Annotated in this window: 15 protein-coding genes; 12 read left to right on the forward strand and 3 right to left on the reverse strand. The window is 63.2% G+C overall.

The genetic code is table 11. The features are described 5' to 3' along the window. Positions 1–49: 49 nt before the first annotated feature. The 9 genes from CK228_RS05145 to phnE (CK228_RS05185) all read left to right on the forward strand — a co-directional run bounded on the left by CK228_RS05145 (position 50) and on the right by phnE (CK228_RS05185) (position 8,376). Positions 50–949, forward strand: a complete 900-nt coding sequence (locus tag CK228_RS05145) for an alpha-D-ribose 1-methylphosphonate 5-phosphate C-P-lyase PhnJ (protein ID WP_095787147.1) — start codon at positions 50–52, stop codon at positions 947–949. After that, positions 946–1,722, forward strand: coding sequence for a phosphonate C-P lyase system protein PhnK (gene phnK, locus CK228_RS05150; RefSeq protein ID WP_013892928.1), 777 nt, complete (start codon positions 946–948; stop codon positions 1,720–1,722). Before CK228_RS05145 ends, phnK begins: the two co-directional genes overlap by 4 nt. Positions 1,723–1,724: 2 nt before the next feature. Continuing rightward, the gene (gene phnL, locus CK228_RS05155; RefSeq protein ID WP_095787106.1) at positions 1,725–2,432 is read left to right on the forward strand and encodes a phosphonate C-P lyase system protein PhnL; all 708 of its coding nucleotides are present in this window, start codon (positions 1,725–1,727) and stop codon (positions 2,430–2,432) included. After that, the gene (locus CK228_RS05160) at positions 2,429–3,046 is read left to right on the forward strand and encodes a DapH/DapD/GlmU-related protein (RefSeq protein WP_095787107.1); all 618 of its coding nucleotides are present in this window, start codon (positions 2,429–2,431) and stop codon (positions 3,044–3,046) included. The genes phnL and CK228_RS05160 overlap by 4 nt, the downstream gene beginning before the upstream one ends. Positions 3,047–3,130: 84 nt before the next feature. Further along, complete coding sequence (locus tag CK228_RS05165) at positions 3,131–3,841, forward strand: DUF1868 domain-containing protein (RefSeq protein ID WP_095772418.1); 711 nt, start codon at positions 3,131–3,133, stop codon at positions 3,839–3,841. 224 nt (positions 3,842–4,065) lie between these two features. Next, entirely contained in the window at positions 4,066–4,923 is an 858-nt protein-coding gene (gene phnC, locus CK228_RS05170; protein WP_095787108.1) for a phosphonate ABC transporter ATP-binding protein, read from the forward strand. Positions 4,924–5,071: 148 nt separating this feature from the next. Further along, entirely contained in the window at positions 5,072–5,980 is a 909-nt protein-coding gene (gene phnD, locus CK228_RS05175; RefSeq protein ID WP_095787109.1) for a phosphonate ABC transporter substrate-binding protein, read from the forward strand. A gap of 53 nt (positions 5,981–6,033) precedes the next feature. Next, entirely contained in the window at positions 6,034–7,005 is a 972-nt protein-coding gene (gene phnE, locus CK228_RS05180) for a phosphonate ABC transporter, permease protein PhnE (RefSeq protein ID WP_095787110.1), read from the forward strand. A gap of 3 nt (positions 7,006–7,008) precedes the next feature. Next, positions 7,009–8,376 (forward strand): phosphonate ABC transporter, permease protein PhnE, encoded by a 1,368-nt coding sequence (gene phnE / locus CK228_RS05185; protein ID WP_095787111.1) that lies wholly within the window; start codon positions 7,009–7,011, stop codon positions 8,374–8,376. Between the two features lie 47 nt (positions 8,377–8,423). On the opposite strand, the gene CK228_RS05190 is transcribed toward phnE (CK228_RS05185), so the two are convergent. The 3 genes from CK228_RS05190 to CK228_RS05200 are packed head-to-tail and all read right to left on the reverse strand — an operon-like array spanning position 8,424 to position 11,612. Beyond that, a complete protein-coding gene (locus CK228_RS05190; protein WP_095787112.1) occupies positions 8,424–9,275 on the reverse strand; it encodes a sugar phosphate isomerase/epimerase in 852 nt (283 codons plus the stop codon). Between the two features lie 42 nt (positions 9,276–9,317). After that, positions 9,318–10,505, reverse strand: a complete 1,188-nt coding sequence (locus CK228_RS05195) for a Gfo/Idh/MocA family oxidoreductase (protein WP_095772412.1) — start codon at positions 10,503–10,505, stop codon at positions 9,318–9,320. Positions 10,506–10,556: 51 nt separating this feature from the next. Next, on the reverse strand, positions 10,557–11,612 hold the full coding sequence (locus CK228_RS05200; RefSeq protein ID WP_095787148.1) for a sugar phosphate isomerase/epimerase: 1,056 nt from the start codon (positions 11,610–11,612) through the stop codon (positions 10,557–10,559). 401 nt (positions 11,613–12,013) lie between these two features. Here CK228_RS05200 and CK228_RS05205 point away from each other — a divergent pair, with 401 nt between their 5' ends. From CK228_RS05205 to CK228_RS05215, 3 genes are read left to right on the forward strand one after another with little or no spacing between them, the layout of a single operon-like run. Next, positions 12,014–12,901, forward strand: a complete 888-nt coding sequence (locus tag CK228_RS05205) for a sugar phosphate isomerase/epimerase (RefSeq protein WP_010911615.1) — start codon at positions 12,014–12,016, stop codon at positions 12,899–12,901. 60 nt (positions 12,902–12,961) lie between these two features. Further along, the gene (locus CK228_RS05210) at positions 12,962–14,131 is read left to right on the forward strand and encodes a mandelate racemase/muconate lactonizing enzyme family protein (RefSeq protein ID WP_095772411.1); all 1,170 of its coding nucleotides are present in this window, start codon (positions 12,962–12,964) and stop codon (positions 14,129–14,131) included. Positions 14,132–14,133: 2 nt separating this feature from the next. After that, the gene (locus CK228_RS05215; RefSeq protein ID WP_095787113.1) at positions 14,134–14,853 is read left to right on the forward strand and encodes a FadR/GntR family transcriptional regulator; all 720 of its coding nucleotides are present in this window, start codon (positions 14,134–14,136) and stop codon (positions 14,851–14,853) included. Positions 14,854–14,855 lie beyond the last annotated feature (2 nt).

Consider the following 14,855-nt stretch of genomic DNA (forward strand, 5'->3'; position numbering starts at 1 on the left):
TTCCGCGTCCTGGACGCCAATTCGATAGCACAAAGCGGATGTGATCGCCATGACCGACATCGCCACCTACAACTTCGCCTATCTCGACGAGCAGACCAAAAGGATGATCCGCCGGGCGATCCTCAAGGGCATCGCCATTCCCGGTTATCAGGTGCCGTTCGCCTCGCGCGAAATGCCGATGCCCTATGGCTGGGGCACCGGCGGCGTCCAGGTCACCGCCTCGATCATCGGCCCAAATGACGTGCTGAAGGTCATCGACCAGGGCGCCGACGACACCACCAATGCGGTGTCGATCCGCGCCTTCTTCAAGAAGGTCGCCAATGTCGCTGTCACCACCGATACCGCCAGCGCCACCATCATCCAGACCCGCCACCGCATCCCCGAACATCCGCTGACCGCGGGCCAGGTGCTGGTCTACCAGGTGCCGATCCCCGAGCCGCTGCGCTTCCTCGAACCGCGCGAGACGGAAACGCGCAAGATGCATGCGCTGGAGGAGTATGGCCTCATGCATGTGAAGCTCTACGAGGACATCGCCAAGCACGGCCGCATCGCCACCACCTATGCCTATCCGGTCAAGGTCGAGGGCCGCTATGTGATGGACCCCTCGCCGACGCCGAAATTCGACAATCCCAAGATGCACCGCTCGCCGGCCTTGCAGCTGTTCGGCGCCGGCCGCGAGAAGCGCATCTATGCGGTGCCGCCCTTCACCGATGTCGTCAGCCTCGACTTCGAGGACCATCCGTTCGAGGTGCAGACCTTCGACCAACCCTGCGCACTTTGCGCGGCCGAGAATGTCTATCTCGACGAGGTCATCCTCGACGACCATGGCGGCCACATGTTCGTCTGCTCCGACACCGACCATTGCGAGAAGCGGCGTGAAGAGGGCCATCGCGGCCATCTTGCTCCGGAAATCCATCTCGCTTCCGAAAAAATGGAGCCCGCACAATGACCGACGAACCGCTGCTGCGCGTCTCGGCGCTCTCCAAATTCTACGGTTCGCGCGTCGGCTGCGACAACGTCTCCTTCGACCTGTGGCCGGGCGAGGTCCTGGCGGTCGTCGGCGAATCCGGCTCCGGCAAGACGACGCTGCTCAATTGCCTGTCGACGCGGCTCTTACCGTCGTCGGGCACCGCCAGCTACCGCATGCGCGACGGCCAGTTCCGCGAGCTCTACCGCATGAGCGAGGCCGAGCGCCGCTTCCTGATGCGCACCGACTGGGGCTTTGTCCACCAGAACCCGGCCGACGGCCTGCGCATGACGGTGTCTGCCGGCGCCAATGTCGGCGAACGGCTGATGGCGGTCGGCGACCGCCATTATGGCAAGATCCGCGCCACGGCCGTCGACTGGCTGTCGCGCGTCGAGATCGAGCAAGACCGTATCGACGACGAGCCACGTGCCTTTTCCGGTGGCATGCGCCAGCGCCTGCAGATCGCCCGCAACCTCGTCACCGGCCCAAGGCTGGTGTTCATGGACGAGCCGACCGGCGGTCTCGACGTCTCGGTGCAGGCGCGCTTGCTTGATCTCTTGCGCGGGCTGGTCACCGATCTCGGCCTCGCGGCCATCGTCGTCACCCACGATCTCGCGGTGGCGCGCCTGCTGTCGCAGCGCATGATGGTGATGAAGGACGGCCGCGTCGTCGAAAGCGGCCTCACCGACCGCGTGCTGGACGATCCGCGCGCGCCCTACACGCAGCTTCTCGTTTCTTCCATTTTGCAGGTGTAACGATGCCAACCCCGCTCGTTGTTTCCGACGTCGCAAAAAGCTTCACCATGCATCTGCGCGACGGCATCAAACTGCCCGTTATCGCCGGTGTCTCGTTCTCGATCAAGGCAGGAGAATGCACCGTGCTCGGCGGCCCGTCCGGGGCCGGCAAGAGCTCGATCCTGAAAATGCTCTACGGCAACTATGCCGTCGACGAGGGGCAGATCATCGTCAGCCACGAGGGCGGACTGATCGATCTTGCCAACGCCAGCCCACGCACCGTGCTTGCCGTTCGCCGGCAAACGATCGGCTATGTCAGCCAGTTCCTGCGCACCGTGCCGCGCGTCTCGGCGCTCGATGTCGTCGCCGAGCCGCTGGTCGAGCGCGGCGAGGACCGCGAGGCCGCCAGAGGCAAGGCGCGCGCCCTGCTGTCGCAGCTTAACCTGCCGGAAAAACTCTGGGCGCTGCCGCCGGCGACCTTCTCCGGCGGCGAGCAGCAGCGCGTCAACATCGCGCGCGGCTTCATCACCGAGCATCCTATCCTGCTGCTCGACGAGCCGACCGCCTCGCTCGATGCCACCAACCGCGACGTGGTGATCGAACTCATCGCCGCCAAGAAGGCGGCGGGCGTCGCCCTGCTCGGTATCTTCCACGATCATGATGTGCGCGAGGCCGTTGCCGACCGCATCATCGACGTCACCGCTTTTGCTCCAGGAAAACTCGCCGCATGACCAGGAAATTGTCGGAGACGCCGCTGGTCCATCCGACGGCGGAGGTGCACAATTCGACGCTTGGCCGCTGGACCGAGATCGCCGACCGCAGCCGGGTTTCGGAAAGCGAACTCGGCGACTATTCCTACATGATGCAGGATTGCTCTGTCTGGTGCGCGACGATCGGCAAGTTCGCCAATATCGCGGCAAGCGTGCGCCTCAACGCCACCAACCACCCGACCTGGCGGCCGACGCTGCATCACTTCACCTACCGCGCCTCGGACTATTGGGACGACGCCGAGCATGAGAGCGAGTTCTTCGCCCAGCGCCGCGCCAAGCGCGTCACCGTTGGTCACGACACCTGGCTCGGTCATGGTTCGACCGTCCTGCCGGGCGTCACCGTCGGCGATGGCGCGGCGGTTGGCGCCGGGGCGGTTGTCTCGAAGGATGTCGCGCCCTACACCATCGTCGCCGGCGTGCCGGCCAAGCCGATCCGCGAGCGCTTCGACCGCCGCACCGCCGAACGCTACCAGGCGCTTGCCTGGTGGGACTGGGACCACGTGCGGCTGCGCGCTTCGCTCGATGATTTTCGCGAACTGTCGGCGGAGGCCTTCCTGGAGAAATACGAGGGATAGCTCCTCACATCATCGTCATTAAGGGGCTTGTTCATATCCCTGACACAGGACTCGGACAGGACGCCATCTCCCAAGGAGATTGCCATGCTCGACACCGTCAGACCCTCGCTCGCCGGATTCTTTGCCGGCTCCAACCCGACCCCGCCGGCGCATCTCGGCACGCGCTACGACACCTCGGGCAATTTCCTGACCGAGCCCGGCAACACCGTTGTCAGCCATCTCGTCAGCGGCTCGCCCTCCGAGGCCGTGGTGCTTGCGGTGCGCGAGAAGATGCTGGCGATGCCCGACGCCGACCGGCTCGCCTTCACGCCCATTTCCAGCCTGCATATGACGCTGTTCCAGGGCATCATCGAATATCGTCGCCGCTTGCCTTACTGGCCGCAGGACGTACCGCTCGACACCAGCATTGACGCCATGACCCGCCTCTATCTGGAGCGCCTTAAGGGCTTCGAGGGCTTCGGTCCTTTCAACATCAAGGTGATCGAAATCGTGCCCACCGGTCTCACCGTGGCCGGCGCGACCGACGAGGACGTGCGCATCATGCGTCAATGGCGCGATGCGTTGGCGGTGCCGTTCGGCTATCGGCACCCCGATCATGACGCCTACGTCTTCCACATCACCTTTGCCTATCAGATCCAGCGCCTCGCCTCCGATCGCGCCGCCGCGTGGCAGGCTCTGTTCGACGATTGCCTGGCGCTTTTCGCAAGGCAGGCTCCGACAATCGAGATCAAGGCGCCCGCCTTCTGCGCCTTCCGCGACATGAAGCACTTCGAGGAATTGCTGGTGCTCGGCTGATCGCCGACAAGGCGCCAATGCAGTCGCCCGAAAGTGGCCCCGGGAGAACGACATGCATAAAGCCAAATACCTGGAGCGCGTCGCATGAATTCGTTTCAGCGACGCGCTTCGGCCGTCGCGCCTGTGGAGCGTAACAAAACTGACATGCTGGCGACATGGCAGGTTCATGTGGCTGCGTTAGGCGAGTGCCTGACGATCAACAAGGTCGGGACTGGAACCTGCTCATGTCAGCAAGCTCTGCCACGCTCGAAATCCGCGGCGTCAGCCGACGATTTGGCAAGAACACAGCCGTCAGCGACGTCAATATCTCGATCCCGCAAGGTCAGATGGTTGGCGTCATCGGCCGTTCGGGCGCCGGCAAATCGACCCTTCTTCGCATGATCAACCGTCTTGTCGACCCCAGCCAGGGGTCGATTTTTTTTGACGGCGCCGAGGTCTCCCGGCTGCACGGCTCGCCGCTGCGGCGCTGGCAGCGCGATTGCGCCATGATCTTCCAGCAGTTCAACCTGGTGCCGCGCCTCGACGTGCTGACCAACGTCCTACTCGGCAAATTGAACCACCGTTCGACCCTGTCCAACCTTCTCGGCATGTTCTCGCGTGCCGAATGCGCCGAGGCGGTCGCCGCGCTCGAGCGGCTCGACATAGCCCGCACCGCGCTTCAGCCCGCCGGCACCTTGTCTGGCGGACAGCAGCAGCGTGTCGCCATCGCCCGCGCCATGATGCAGCAGCCCAAAGTGATCCTCGCCGACGAGCCGATCGCCTCGCTCGACCCGCTCAACGCCAAGGTGGTGATGGATTCGCTGCAGGACATCAATCTGCGCGAGGGCATCACCGTCGTCACCAACCTGCACACGCTCGACACCGCCCGCGCCTATTGCAACCGCGTTATCGGCATGGCCGCCGGCAAGGTCGTCTTCGACGGCCCGCCGGAAGAGCTCAACCGTGAGGCCGTGCGCCTCGTCTATGGCGCCGACAGCAATGGCGCAGAGATATCGGAGGCCATCACCTCCACCAGCGTTGCCTTCAAGCAGAAGATCGAAGGATCCGCCGGACCGCTCGAACCCGCATTCCCGGGTTACTGAGCCCATGATCCCGAAAAGTGGAATCCGGTTTTCGGGAAAGATCATGGGCCGAGAAAGGGCGGTTGGGATCGTCCGCCCGCGTCAAGGGCACTTGTCAAGACCAAGAACGCTGCCGGCGCGGGGCCGGAACTTACAGGAGAGACATCAAATGTTCAGGAAGATGGTTTTCAGCGCCGTTTCGGTGCTCGCCATGGCAACCAGCATGGCCCACGCCGCCGACATGAAGGAATTCCGCGTCGGCATTCTGGGCGGTGAAAACGAGACCGACCGGCTGCGCAACTACCAGTGCCTGGCCGATCATCTGAAGGCCGAATTCGGCTTCGAGAAGGTCTCGCTGTTTCCTGCCGCCGACTATGACGGCGTCATCCAGGGCCTGCTCGGCGGCACGCTCGACTTCGCCGAACTCGGCGCATCCGGCTACGCCAGCGTCTATCTCAAGGACCCGAAGGCGGTGACCCCGATCCTCACCACCAAGCAGACCGACGGTTCCACCGGCTATCATTCGATCGGCCTGGCTCTGAAGACCTCGGGCATCACCGACATCAAGTCGGCCAAGGGCAAGAAGCTCGGCTATGCCGATCCGGACTCCACCTCGGGCTACCTGATCCCGCTGACCCAGATTCCGAAGGAAACCGGCGCCTCGAACGAAACCTTCTTCGCTTCGACCCAGTTCAACGGCGGCCATGAGAACAACATCCTGGCCGTGCGCGACGGCAAGGTCGATGTCGCGGTCGATGATTCCTCCGGCATCGGCGACTTCAAGAACGGCTTCACCTCCGGCACCTTCCACAAGGTCGTCGCCAAGGGCGCCGTCGACCCGAACGACTTCGTCGAAGTCTGGCGCTCGGGCCTGATCCCGAACGGCCCGCTGGTCGTGCGCACCGCGCTCGGCGAGGAGATGACCGCCAAGCTCGCCGCCTTCTTCACCGAGCTGCCGAAGAAGGACAAGGCTTGCTTCGAGGGCGTCGAAGGTGGCGATTTCACCGGCTACGTTCCGGTCAAGCCGGACTTCTACAACGTCATCGTCGAAGCCCGTAAGGCAGCCATCGGCGGCTAACGGCGAAATCGAAAAGGGCGGTGTCAAACACCGCCCTTTTTGCATCTCCGATCATGACCCTTTCCGTGACAGCCCCTTCTTTGACAACCCCTTCTGCCGCGCCCCAGCAGATGGCCGATGCCTGGCGACGCCAGACGTCGCTGCGCCGGTTCTATACAGTGCTCGGCGTCGGCCTGCTGCTGGCCGCGATGTTCGCCAGCATGTGGTTCGCCGACGAAGCAAATGCCGGGCACTTCTTCGACAGGCTGCCGCATATTCTGGATTTCCTAAGCTGGCTGGTCCTCAAGGACTGGAACGACGTCTGGCGGGCACTGTTCGACATTGCCTCGCCGCATGACACCGGCACCCAGGAATACAATTTCCCGCTCGGACGGATCTTTGTCTGGGGCGGATTCTACATTCCCGAATATTTCGAGCTGATGCTGACCACGGTGAACGTGGCGCTGGTCTCGACCTTCATCGGCTTTGTCTTCGCGGTGCCGTTTTCCTTCATCGCGGCGCGCAATCTAACACCTCATCCGGCCCTGCGGCTGATCGTCAAGCGCTTCATGGAGCTGCTGCGCGCGTTCCCTGAGATCGTCATTGCCGGCCTGTTCGCGGCCATCGTCTCCATTGGCCCGATCGCCGCCATCATCGCCATCGGCCTGCATTCGATCGGCGCGCTCGGCAAGCTGTTCTATGAGATCAACGAAAACATCGACATGCGCGCCGAGGAGGGCCTGCGCGCGGTCGGCGCCAACTGGTTCGAGCGCGTGCGCTTCGCCGACCTGCCGCAGGTGCTGCCCAATTTCATGTCCTACACGCTGCTGCGCGTCGAGATCAATGTCCGCGCCTCGACCATCATTGGCGCCGTCGGCGGCGGCGGCATCGGCGAGGAATTGAAACTCTCCATCTCTCGCGGCTTCGGCGCCAAGACGCTGGCGCTGGTGCTGCTCTTGTTCACGACCATCTTCATCATCGACCAGTTCTCCGCCTGGCTACGCCGCAAGCTGGTCGGCGAACAGGCCTTTATGATGGGCGCATAAACCATGGCGACAATGACCGCCGAGGAGATATTGTCGATCGAGGAGCGATATCCGCAAGTGTTCCGGCGGCCGCTGTACAAACGCTTCGCTCCGCTGTTCCTGTTCATCGGCATCCTGACCTATCTCGTCTATGTCCTGTGGTTCTTCAGCCTGCCGCAAGTGCTGCGGGAATCGCACTGGGAACGTCTGCCGCTGTTCCTGACACAATGGATCAGCTACGACCTGCAACCGGAATTCCGCCTCGACCAGCCTGAGATCACGCCAAAATACCCGCGCTTTTCCGCGCTTGGCGAGAACCCCAACCCCGACTGGGTGATCAGGAATCGAGACGGCACCTTCACCGTGCTGATCGATGGTCCGGCGAAATCCGTCACCTTCGACAAGGCGCAGGCAACGATCGTGGCCAACGGCCAGACCGTGCCGGTTTCACTGACAAGCGGCAAGCCGGTGATATCAGGCCCGGTGCCGGACTGGATCACCGCGCACGACGACGAGGTGGTTGCCAAGATGGGCTTCGTCGGCGAGGTGCGCGTCACCGTCGACCGCGTCAAGGTGCGCAAGCGCTTCCTCGGCTGGGCGAATTTCGTCTTCGATACGCGCTCGCCCTTCTTCGGCAAATCAGCGGGAGAGGTGATCTCGCTGATCGTGTCCGGGCCCGAACTGAAGCCGGGCACGTCGAACCTGGCGCTGGCAGGCGACAACATCTGGAACAACGCCCAGTGGCAGCACGGCGACGTCTGGACGAAGCTGCTGCAGACCATCGTCATGGCGTTCCTGGGCACGCTGCTCGGCAGCATCGTCGCCTTCCCGCTCGCCTTCTTCGCCGCCCGCAACATCACGCCGAGCGGCGTGCTCAGCCAGGTCCTGAAACGCTTCTTCGACTTCATGCGCTCAGTCGACATGCTGATCTGGGCACTGTTCTTCACCCGTGCGTTCGGCCCCGGCCCGCTTGCGGGCAGTGCCGCGATCTTCTTCACCGAGATCGGCACGCTCGGCAAAACCTACTCCGAGGCGCTTGAGAACATCGACGACAAGCCGCGCGAAGGTGTGTTGTCGACCGGCGCCAACGGCCTTCTGGTGCAGCGCTACGGCGTGATGCCTGAAGTCATCCCGGTCTTCATCAGCCAGACGCTCTACCAGTGGGAGTCGAACACCCGCGGCGCCACCATCATTGGCGCTGTCGGCGCCGGCGGCATCGGCCTGAAATTGTGGGAAGCGATGCGCACCAACTCCAACTGGGCCAACGTCTTCTACATGGTGCTGCTGATCCTGCTGGTCGTCTTCATCTTCGACAACATCTCGAACTTCCTGCGCCGCCGGCTGAGCCGGACGATTCACGACTACAACAGACTTCAGGCCGAGCAGGGGTGATGCCCTCGGCTCCAGGATCGACAGCGGCTCAAAGCGCCTTCGTGGTTCTAAGCGGCTTTCCTCCACCCATTCCTGATATGCTTATAGCCCTCGCGATAAACTGCTTCCGGCGTTTCGGAAAAATCGCGCCACACCTTTGTCGCCGCCGCCAGATCCTTCAACGACCGCCCGAAGGCCTCGATCGTCAGCCAGTCGTCATAGCCGCTCTTGCGGATCGCCGCGAACGTCTCTTTCCACGGGATGTTACCGCGCCCCGGCACGCCGCGATCGTTCTCCGATATGTGGATGTGCACGACATTCCTGCGATGCTTCGTATAGGCGCCGATCGGGTCGGCCTCCTCGATATTGGCATGAAAGGTGTCGTACATCGCCTTGATATGCGGTCGGCCGACGGCATCGATGTGCTCCGACAGGTCCGCCATCGTGTTGAAAAGATAACATTCGAAGCGGTTCAGCGCCTCCAGCCCGATGGTCACGTTCCGCGTGCCGGCATAGTCGCCGATGGCGCGCTGCGAGGCGATGGAACGGTTCTTCTCGGCGGGTGTCGGCCCCCTGCCGGAAAAGGCGCCGAGCGTCGAGTGCAGCGGTCCGCTGAGCGTCCTGGCGCCGAGCGCGTCGGCGCAATCAACAGCCCATTTCATGTAAGCGATACCGGCCTTGCGCGTTGCCGCATCCGGCGAAATCAGGTTCATTGCCGGATCGCCCATCGCCGAGACCGCGGTGCGCTCCAGCCCGATGCGATCGAGCAGGTCGCCGAGCTTTTTGTAGTCGTCCGGCGTACCGGCGAAAATCGGTATCTCGACACCGTCGAAGCCTGTCGCCTTGATGTCGCGAAGCAGCGGCTCGTGTTTCTTCGAGACGCTGGTCGTCCACAAGAACATGCACATGCCGATTTTCATCGACAGCCCTCCCCCGTCCGATCCCCCCGGATCATTCTTGTTTTAGAGCTTCGTCCACGCCCCATTCTTCTTCGACGATTTCACGCAGGCCTCGATGAAGGCCATGCCTTCGACGCCATCCTGGATGGTCGGGAAGACGACGTCCTTGGCCGGCTTGCCACCCTTCTTGCGCGCCGCGCGGATGGCGCGTGCAGCCTCCTGATAGATATTGGCAAAGCCTTCGAGGTAGCCCTCGGGATGGCCTGACGGTACGCGGCTCACACGGCCCGCCACCGGCAGCGCGCCGGCGCCGTTGCGGGTGATCAACTGCTTGGGCTGGCCGAACGGCGTGTACCAGAGGTAGTTCGGATCGGCCTGCACCCATTCCAGCCCGCCCTTCGAGCCATAGATGCGCAGCTTCAGCCCGTTCTCGTGACCCGGCGCCACCTGGCTGGCCCAAATCATGCCCTTGGCCGGATGCGTCTTGCCGGTGGACTTGAAGCGCAGCATCACGTTGACATTGTCGTCGAGCAGCCGCCCCGGCACGAACGCATCGAGATCGGCCGACAGCGAATCCAGCTCCAGCCCGGAGACGAAGCGGGCGAGATTGTAGGCATGGGTGCCGATGTCGCCCAGCGCGCCGCCGGCGCCCGCCTGCTTGGGATCGCCGCGCCATGAGGCCTGCTTCTGGCCGGTGGCGGCGAGATCCTCGGTCAGCCAGTCCTGCGGATATTCCGACTGCACGATGCGGATGTCGCCAAGTATACCCTTGGCCACCATTTCGCGTGCCTGCCGCACCATCGGATAGGCGGTGTAGTTGTGGGTGAGCACGAACACCTTGCCGGTCTTCTCGACCACCGCGGCGAGCTTTTTCGCCTCGGCCAGTGTCGTCGCCAGCGGCTTGTCGCAGATCACGTGGATGCCGGCCTCGAGGAAGGCCTTGGCAGCCGGCACATGGACATTGTTGGGCGTGACGATGGCCACCGCCTCGATGCCGTCGGGGCGCTTGGCCTCGGCCTTGGCCATCTCGGCATAGGAAGCGTAGCTGCGGTCCGGATCGAGCCCGAGTTCGGCGGCCGAAGCCTTGGCGCGCTCGGGATTCGCCGACAGCGCACCAGCCACCAGCACGAACTCATTGTCCAGGCGCGCCGCGATGCGGTGCACCGCGCCGATGAAGGCGCCTTGCCCGCCGCCGATCATACCATAGCGGATCGGGCCGCCTCCCGTTTCCGATTTCGATGCGCCGACCATGTTTTCTCCCTCGTGTCTTGGATGCCCCCCTCGCGGGGGGAGCAAGTCGCTTCAAATTCCCATCATCGCGCGCAGCACTTTCTTGTCCGTCGCGCCACCGGCGAAGTCGTCGAATGCCTTCTCCGTCACGCGGATGATGTGGTGCTGGATGAAAGGCGCCCCTTCGGCCGCTCCGTCCTCGGGGTGCTTCAGGCAGCACTCCCATTCCAGCACCGCCCAAGAATCATAATTGTACTGCGTCAGCTTGGAGAAGATGCCGCCGAAATCCACCTGCCCGTCGCCGAGCGAGCGGAAGCGTCCTGCACGGTTGGTCCAGCTCTGATAGCCGGAATAGACGCCTTGCCGGCCGGTCGGGTTGAACTCGGCGTCCTTGACGTGGAAGGCCTTTATGCGCTCGTGGTAGATGTCGATGAATTCGAGATAGTCGAGCTGCTGCAGCAGGAAGTGCGACGGGTCGTAGTTGATGTTGCAGCGCTTGTGGCCACCGACAGCGTCGAGGAACATCTCGAAGGTGGCGCCATCGAACACATCCTCGCAGGGATGAATCTCGTAGCCGACATCGACGCCATTGTCCTCATAGACGTCAAGGATTGGTTTCCATCGCTTGCCGAGTTCGGAAAACGCTTCCTCGATCAGTCCGGCTGGCCGCTGCGGGAAGGGATAGAGGTAAGGGAAAGCCAGCGATCCGGAGAAGGTCACCGAGGCTTTGAGGCCAAGGTGCTTCGAGGCCTTGGCACCGAACTTCATCTGTTCGACCGCCCATTTCTGCCGCGCCTTCGGATTGTTGTGCACGGAAGGCGGCGCAAAGCCGTCCATCTGCGCGTCATAGGCTGGATGCACCGCCACCAACTGTCCCTGCAGATGTGTCGACAATTCGGTGATCTCCACGCCGGCATCGGCGCAAATACCCTTCACCTCGTCGCAATAGGCCTTGGAAGACGCCGCTTTCTCGAGGTCGAACAGGCGCGCGTCCCAGGTCGGGATCTGCACGCCCTTATAGCCGAGACCGGCGGCCCATTTGGTGATCGCGGCCAGCGAATTGAACGGCGCTGCGTCACCCGCGAACTGCGCCAGAAACAGTCCGGGGCCCTTCATTGTCGTCGGCATCGGCATCCTCCCTCATTGTGTCGTGACCAAGCATAGCGCCGATTGGAAGCAGGGCCAGCCATTTTGGTCTTTTTGCATCGGGCGCTTTGCAGGCACTGCCATTCTGGTATTACCAAATAGGGGAATTTGGTCAAGCCTGACAATGCATCGGCCGAGCCTACCGGATGACTGAAGCATTGGCATATATCACAATATAATCAATGTAATAATTCACGTGGCAAGTTGCGCCTCCGCGCTTCTTGCCGTTCCAGGCAATTTGCTGTAGACCTCGCTTAAGGCCCAATTGGTCGAACCAGTTTGCAGGAAAAGGCTGGGGATGCCTTGGGGAGGAACCCTTGCGCCGTCTTTCGGCGACGCATGCCGAAGGCAAACGATACGGACGAATTTGGGAAGGACAGACCATGCATCTTTCGACGCACAACTGGATGCGGGCGGAACCATTGGAGACGACGCTCAAGCGCATCAAGAAGTTCGGCTATGAGTCGATCGAGATTTCCGGCGAGCCCGAGCAGTACAAGACCAAGGAGACGCGGGCGCTGTTGAAGGAGCATGGCATTCGCTGCTGGGGCGCGGTGACCTTGATGCTGGGCGAACGCAACCTTGCCGCCAAGAACCAGGGCCAGCGCGAGCGCTCCGTGCAGTACGTCAAGGACGTGCTGACCATGGTCAGCGAGCTCGATGGCGAGATCATCACGCTCGTCCCCGCGACGGTCGGCAAGGTCGTGCCGGACGGCACCGAGGAAGAGGAATGGAAATGGGTGGTCGACGCGACCCGCGAATGCTTCACCCATGCCAAGAAGGTCGGCGTCAAGATCGCCGTCGAGCCGCTCAACCGCTTCGAGACCTACCTGTTCAATCGCGGCGCCCAGGCGCTGGCGCTAGCCGACGCGGTCAGCCCCGAATGCGGCGTATGCCTCGACGCCTACCACATCCATATGGAGGAATTTAACGTCTACGACGCCATCCGTAAGGTCGGAAAGCGCTTGTTCGACTTCCATGTCGCCGACAACAACCGCTTCGCAGCCGGCCTCGGCCAGATCGATTGGCCGAAGATCGTCGCCACCTTGAAGGAAGTCGGCTACGACGGCGCGCTGACCAATGAATTCGTCGCCCCGGTCGACCGCACGCCGGCGGCACCCTATCCCGAAATGGTCGAGCGCCACCCGGTCGATATCTCGCCTGAGCAGCTGAAGTTCATCCAGGACCACGGCTCCAGCGTGCTGACCGAGAAATTCTACACCGACCAGATGCGCATCACCGCCGAAACGCTGCTGCCGCTGATCAAGTAGTCGACGACTGTTGGGAAGTTTGCCCTTTCGCCCTGACCGGCGGCGGGGCTGGGGAAAGACATGCGCATCAAGACCGTCCAAGCCTGGTGGGTCCGCATCCCGATCGAAGCCGCTCGGCAGCACCGCAGCGACTTCGGCCAGGTGACGACCTTCGACGCCGCCATCCTGCGCATCGAAACCGATGACGGACTGGTCGGCTGGGGCGAAGGCAAGAACGCAGCCGGCAGCGCCGGCAGCTACGGCGCCCTCGTCCATATGCTGAACCAGGAGGTCGGGCCGCAGCTGATCGGCCGCGATCCGGCCGACATCGGCATCATCTGGGAAATGCTCTACAATGGCGTGCGCCACGACAGTGCTGCCCGCGCCGGCCACGCCATGCCGCAACTGGCGCGGCGCGGCATGAGCATCGCCGCCATCAGCGCCGTCGACATCGCGCTTTGGGATATCCTCGGCAAGTCGCTCGGCCAGCCGGTCTGGCGGCTGCTCGGCGGCCGCAAGATCGACCGCATGCAGGCCTATGCCTCGGGCGGCTGGGCGTCCGCCGATGCCATCGGTGAACAGTTGAAATCCTACATCGCCCGGGGCGGCTTCAAGGCGCTGAAGATGCGGGTCGGCGCCATGGATGGCGCCGCCCACGTCTCGGCGGCCCGCGTCCGCGCCGCGCGCCGGGCGCTCGGCCCCGATGTCGAGCTGATGGTCGACGCCCACGGCACCTATACGGTGGCGGAGGCCAAGCGCTTCATCCACCTCGTCAACGACCTCGACCTCGCCTGGTTCGAGGAACCGGTGATCGCCGACGACAAGCCGGGCATGGCGGAAGTGCGTGCCTCCGGCGCCGTGCCGATCGCCACTGGCGAAAGCGAGGCGACGCGCTATGCCTTCCGCGACCTTGCCGTGCTCAAGGCCGCCGACATCTTCCAGCCCGATCCCGCCTTTTGCGGCGGCATCAGCGAGGCGATGAAGATCGGCACCATCGCCAGCGCCTTCAATCTGCGCTTTGCGCCGCATCTGTGGGCCGGCGCGCCCTGTTTCTTCGCCGGGCTGCATGTCTGCGCCGCCTCGCCGTCGAGTTTCACCGTCGAATATTCGCTCGGCGCCAACCCGATGATCCACGATCTGATCGAAGAGACTGTCGAAGCACAGGACGGTATGATAGCGATCCCGGAAAAGCCCGGATTGGGATTCACCGTTTCTGAGCGATTCCTGGAGGCGCACGCGCAACGCAATTGACGATGAAAGAAAAGAACCTTCTCGCGGAACTCGCAGCCTATCTGTTCTCCCACTCGGACAAGGAGAGCGGCCGCACCCCATCCGAACGTGAACTGGCGGAGCATTTCGCCGTCAGCCGCGGCCAGATCCGCGAGGCGCTGGCCATCCTCGAAGCCATGCGCATCGTCGAGCGGCGCGCCAAATCCGGCATCTACATCGACACCAAGCAGGCGAGCGTCGAGGCGCTGGCGCTGTTCGCGCGCGCAGGCCTGCCGCTCGATCCCTTGCAGATTTACGAGACGGTCGAGTTGCGCAAGATCCACGAGATCAAGGCCGCCGAGCTTGCCTGCTCGCGCGCCACCGAGGAGAATTTCGAGCGGCTGCGCGAGATCCTCAGGGCTTCCGAGGAACGCATCGCCGCCGGCGAAGGTCTGGCCAAGGAGGACCGCGAATTCCACCTCGAGATCGTGCGCGCCACCAAGAACAGCGTCTTCCACAACATCTGCAGCGTCTACTATCTGATGGGCGAACAGCGCCTGCCGATCTACTTCAATGACCCCGAACGAAGCGTGCGTTCGCATGCCGAGCATGTGCAGATCTACGAGGCGCTGCTGCGCCGCGACGGCAATCTCGCCCAGGCGCTGATGAGCGCCCACCTGCAAGGGGCGGAGAGCTACTGGAAGGGCCTGATCGAGGGCGGCATGGCGGCTGCGCCCGCGAGCCCGACGCTCGAAAAGGCCTGACA

The organism is Mesorhizobium sp. WSM4312 (assembly GCF_002294875.1).
In the GTDB taxonomy this organism is placed as follows: domain Bacteria; phylum Pseudomonadota; class Alphaproteobacteria; order Rhizobiales; family Rhizobiaceae; genus Mesorhizobium.

What these genes read in the sequence shown, in the direction of transcription:
- phnD (WP_095787109.1), top strand. Translation starts at nt 5,072, where the DNA reads ATGTTCAGGAAGATGGTTTTCAGCGCCGTTTCGGTGCTCGCCATGGCA.
- phnE (WP_095787111.1), top strand. Translation starts at nt 7,009, where the DNA reads ATGGCGACAATGACCGCCGAGGAGATATTGTCGATCGAGGAGCGATAT.
- CK228_RS05165 (WP_095772418.1), top strand. Translation starts at nt 3,131, where the DNA reads ATGCTCGACACCGTCAGACCCTCGCTCGCCGGATTCTTTGCCGGCTCC.
- CK228_RS05210 (WP_095772411.1), top strand. Translation starts at nt 12,962, where the DNA reads ATGCGCATCAAGACCGTCCAAGCCTGGTGGGTCCGCATCCCGATCGAA.
- CK228_RS05195 (WP_095772412.1), bottom strand. Translation starts at nt 10,505, where the DNA reads ATGGTCGGCGCATCGAAATCGGAAACGGGAGGCGGCCCGATCCGCTAT.
- CK228_RS05190 (WP_095787112.1), bottom strand. Translation starts at nt 9,275, where the DNA reads ATGAAAATCGGCATGTGCATGTTCTTGTGGACGACCAGCGTCTCGAAG.
- phnC (WP_095787108.1), top strand. Translation starts at nt 4,066, where the DNA reads ATGTCAGCAAGCTCTGCCACGCTCGAAATCCGCGGCGTCAGCCGACGA.
- CK228_RS05215 (WP_095787113.1), top strand. Translation starts at nt 14,134, where the DNA reads ATGAAAGAAAAGAACCTTCTCGCGGAACTCGCAGCCTATCTGTTCTCC.
- CK228_RS05205 (WP_010911615.1), top strand. Translation starts at nt 12,014, where the DNA reads ATGCATCTTTCGACGCACAACTGGATGCGGGCGGAACCATTGGAGACG.
- phnK (WP_013892928.1), top strand. Translation starts at nt 946, where the DNA reads ATGACCGACGAACCGCTGCTGCGCGTCTCGGCGCTCTCCAAATTCTAC.
- phnL (WP_095787106.1), top strand. Translation starts at nt 1,725, where the DNA reads ATGCCAACCCCGCTCGTTGTTTCCGACGTCGCAAAAAGCTTCACCATG.
- CK228_RS05200 (WP_095787148.1), bottom strand. Translation starts at nt 11,612, where the DNA reads ATGCCGACGACAATGAAGGGCCCCGGACTGTTTCTGGCGCAGTTCGCG.
- phnE (WP_095787110.1), top strand. Translation starts at nt 6,034, where the DNA reads ATGACCCTTTCCGTGACAGCCCCTTCTTTGACAACCCCTTCTGCCGCG.
- CK228_RS05160 (WP_095787107.1), top strand. Translation starts at nt 2,429, where the DNA reads ATGACCAGGAAATTGTCGGAGACGCCGCTGGTCCATCCGACGGCGGAG.
- CK228_RS05145 (WP_095787147.1), top strand. Translation starts at nt 50, where the DNA reads ATGACCGACATCGCCACCTACAACTTCGCCTATCTCGACGAGCAGACC.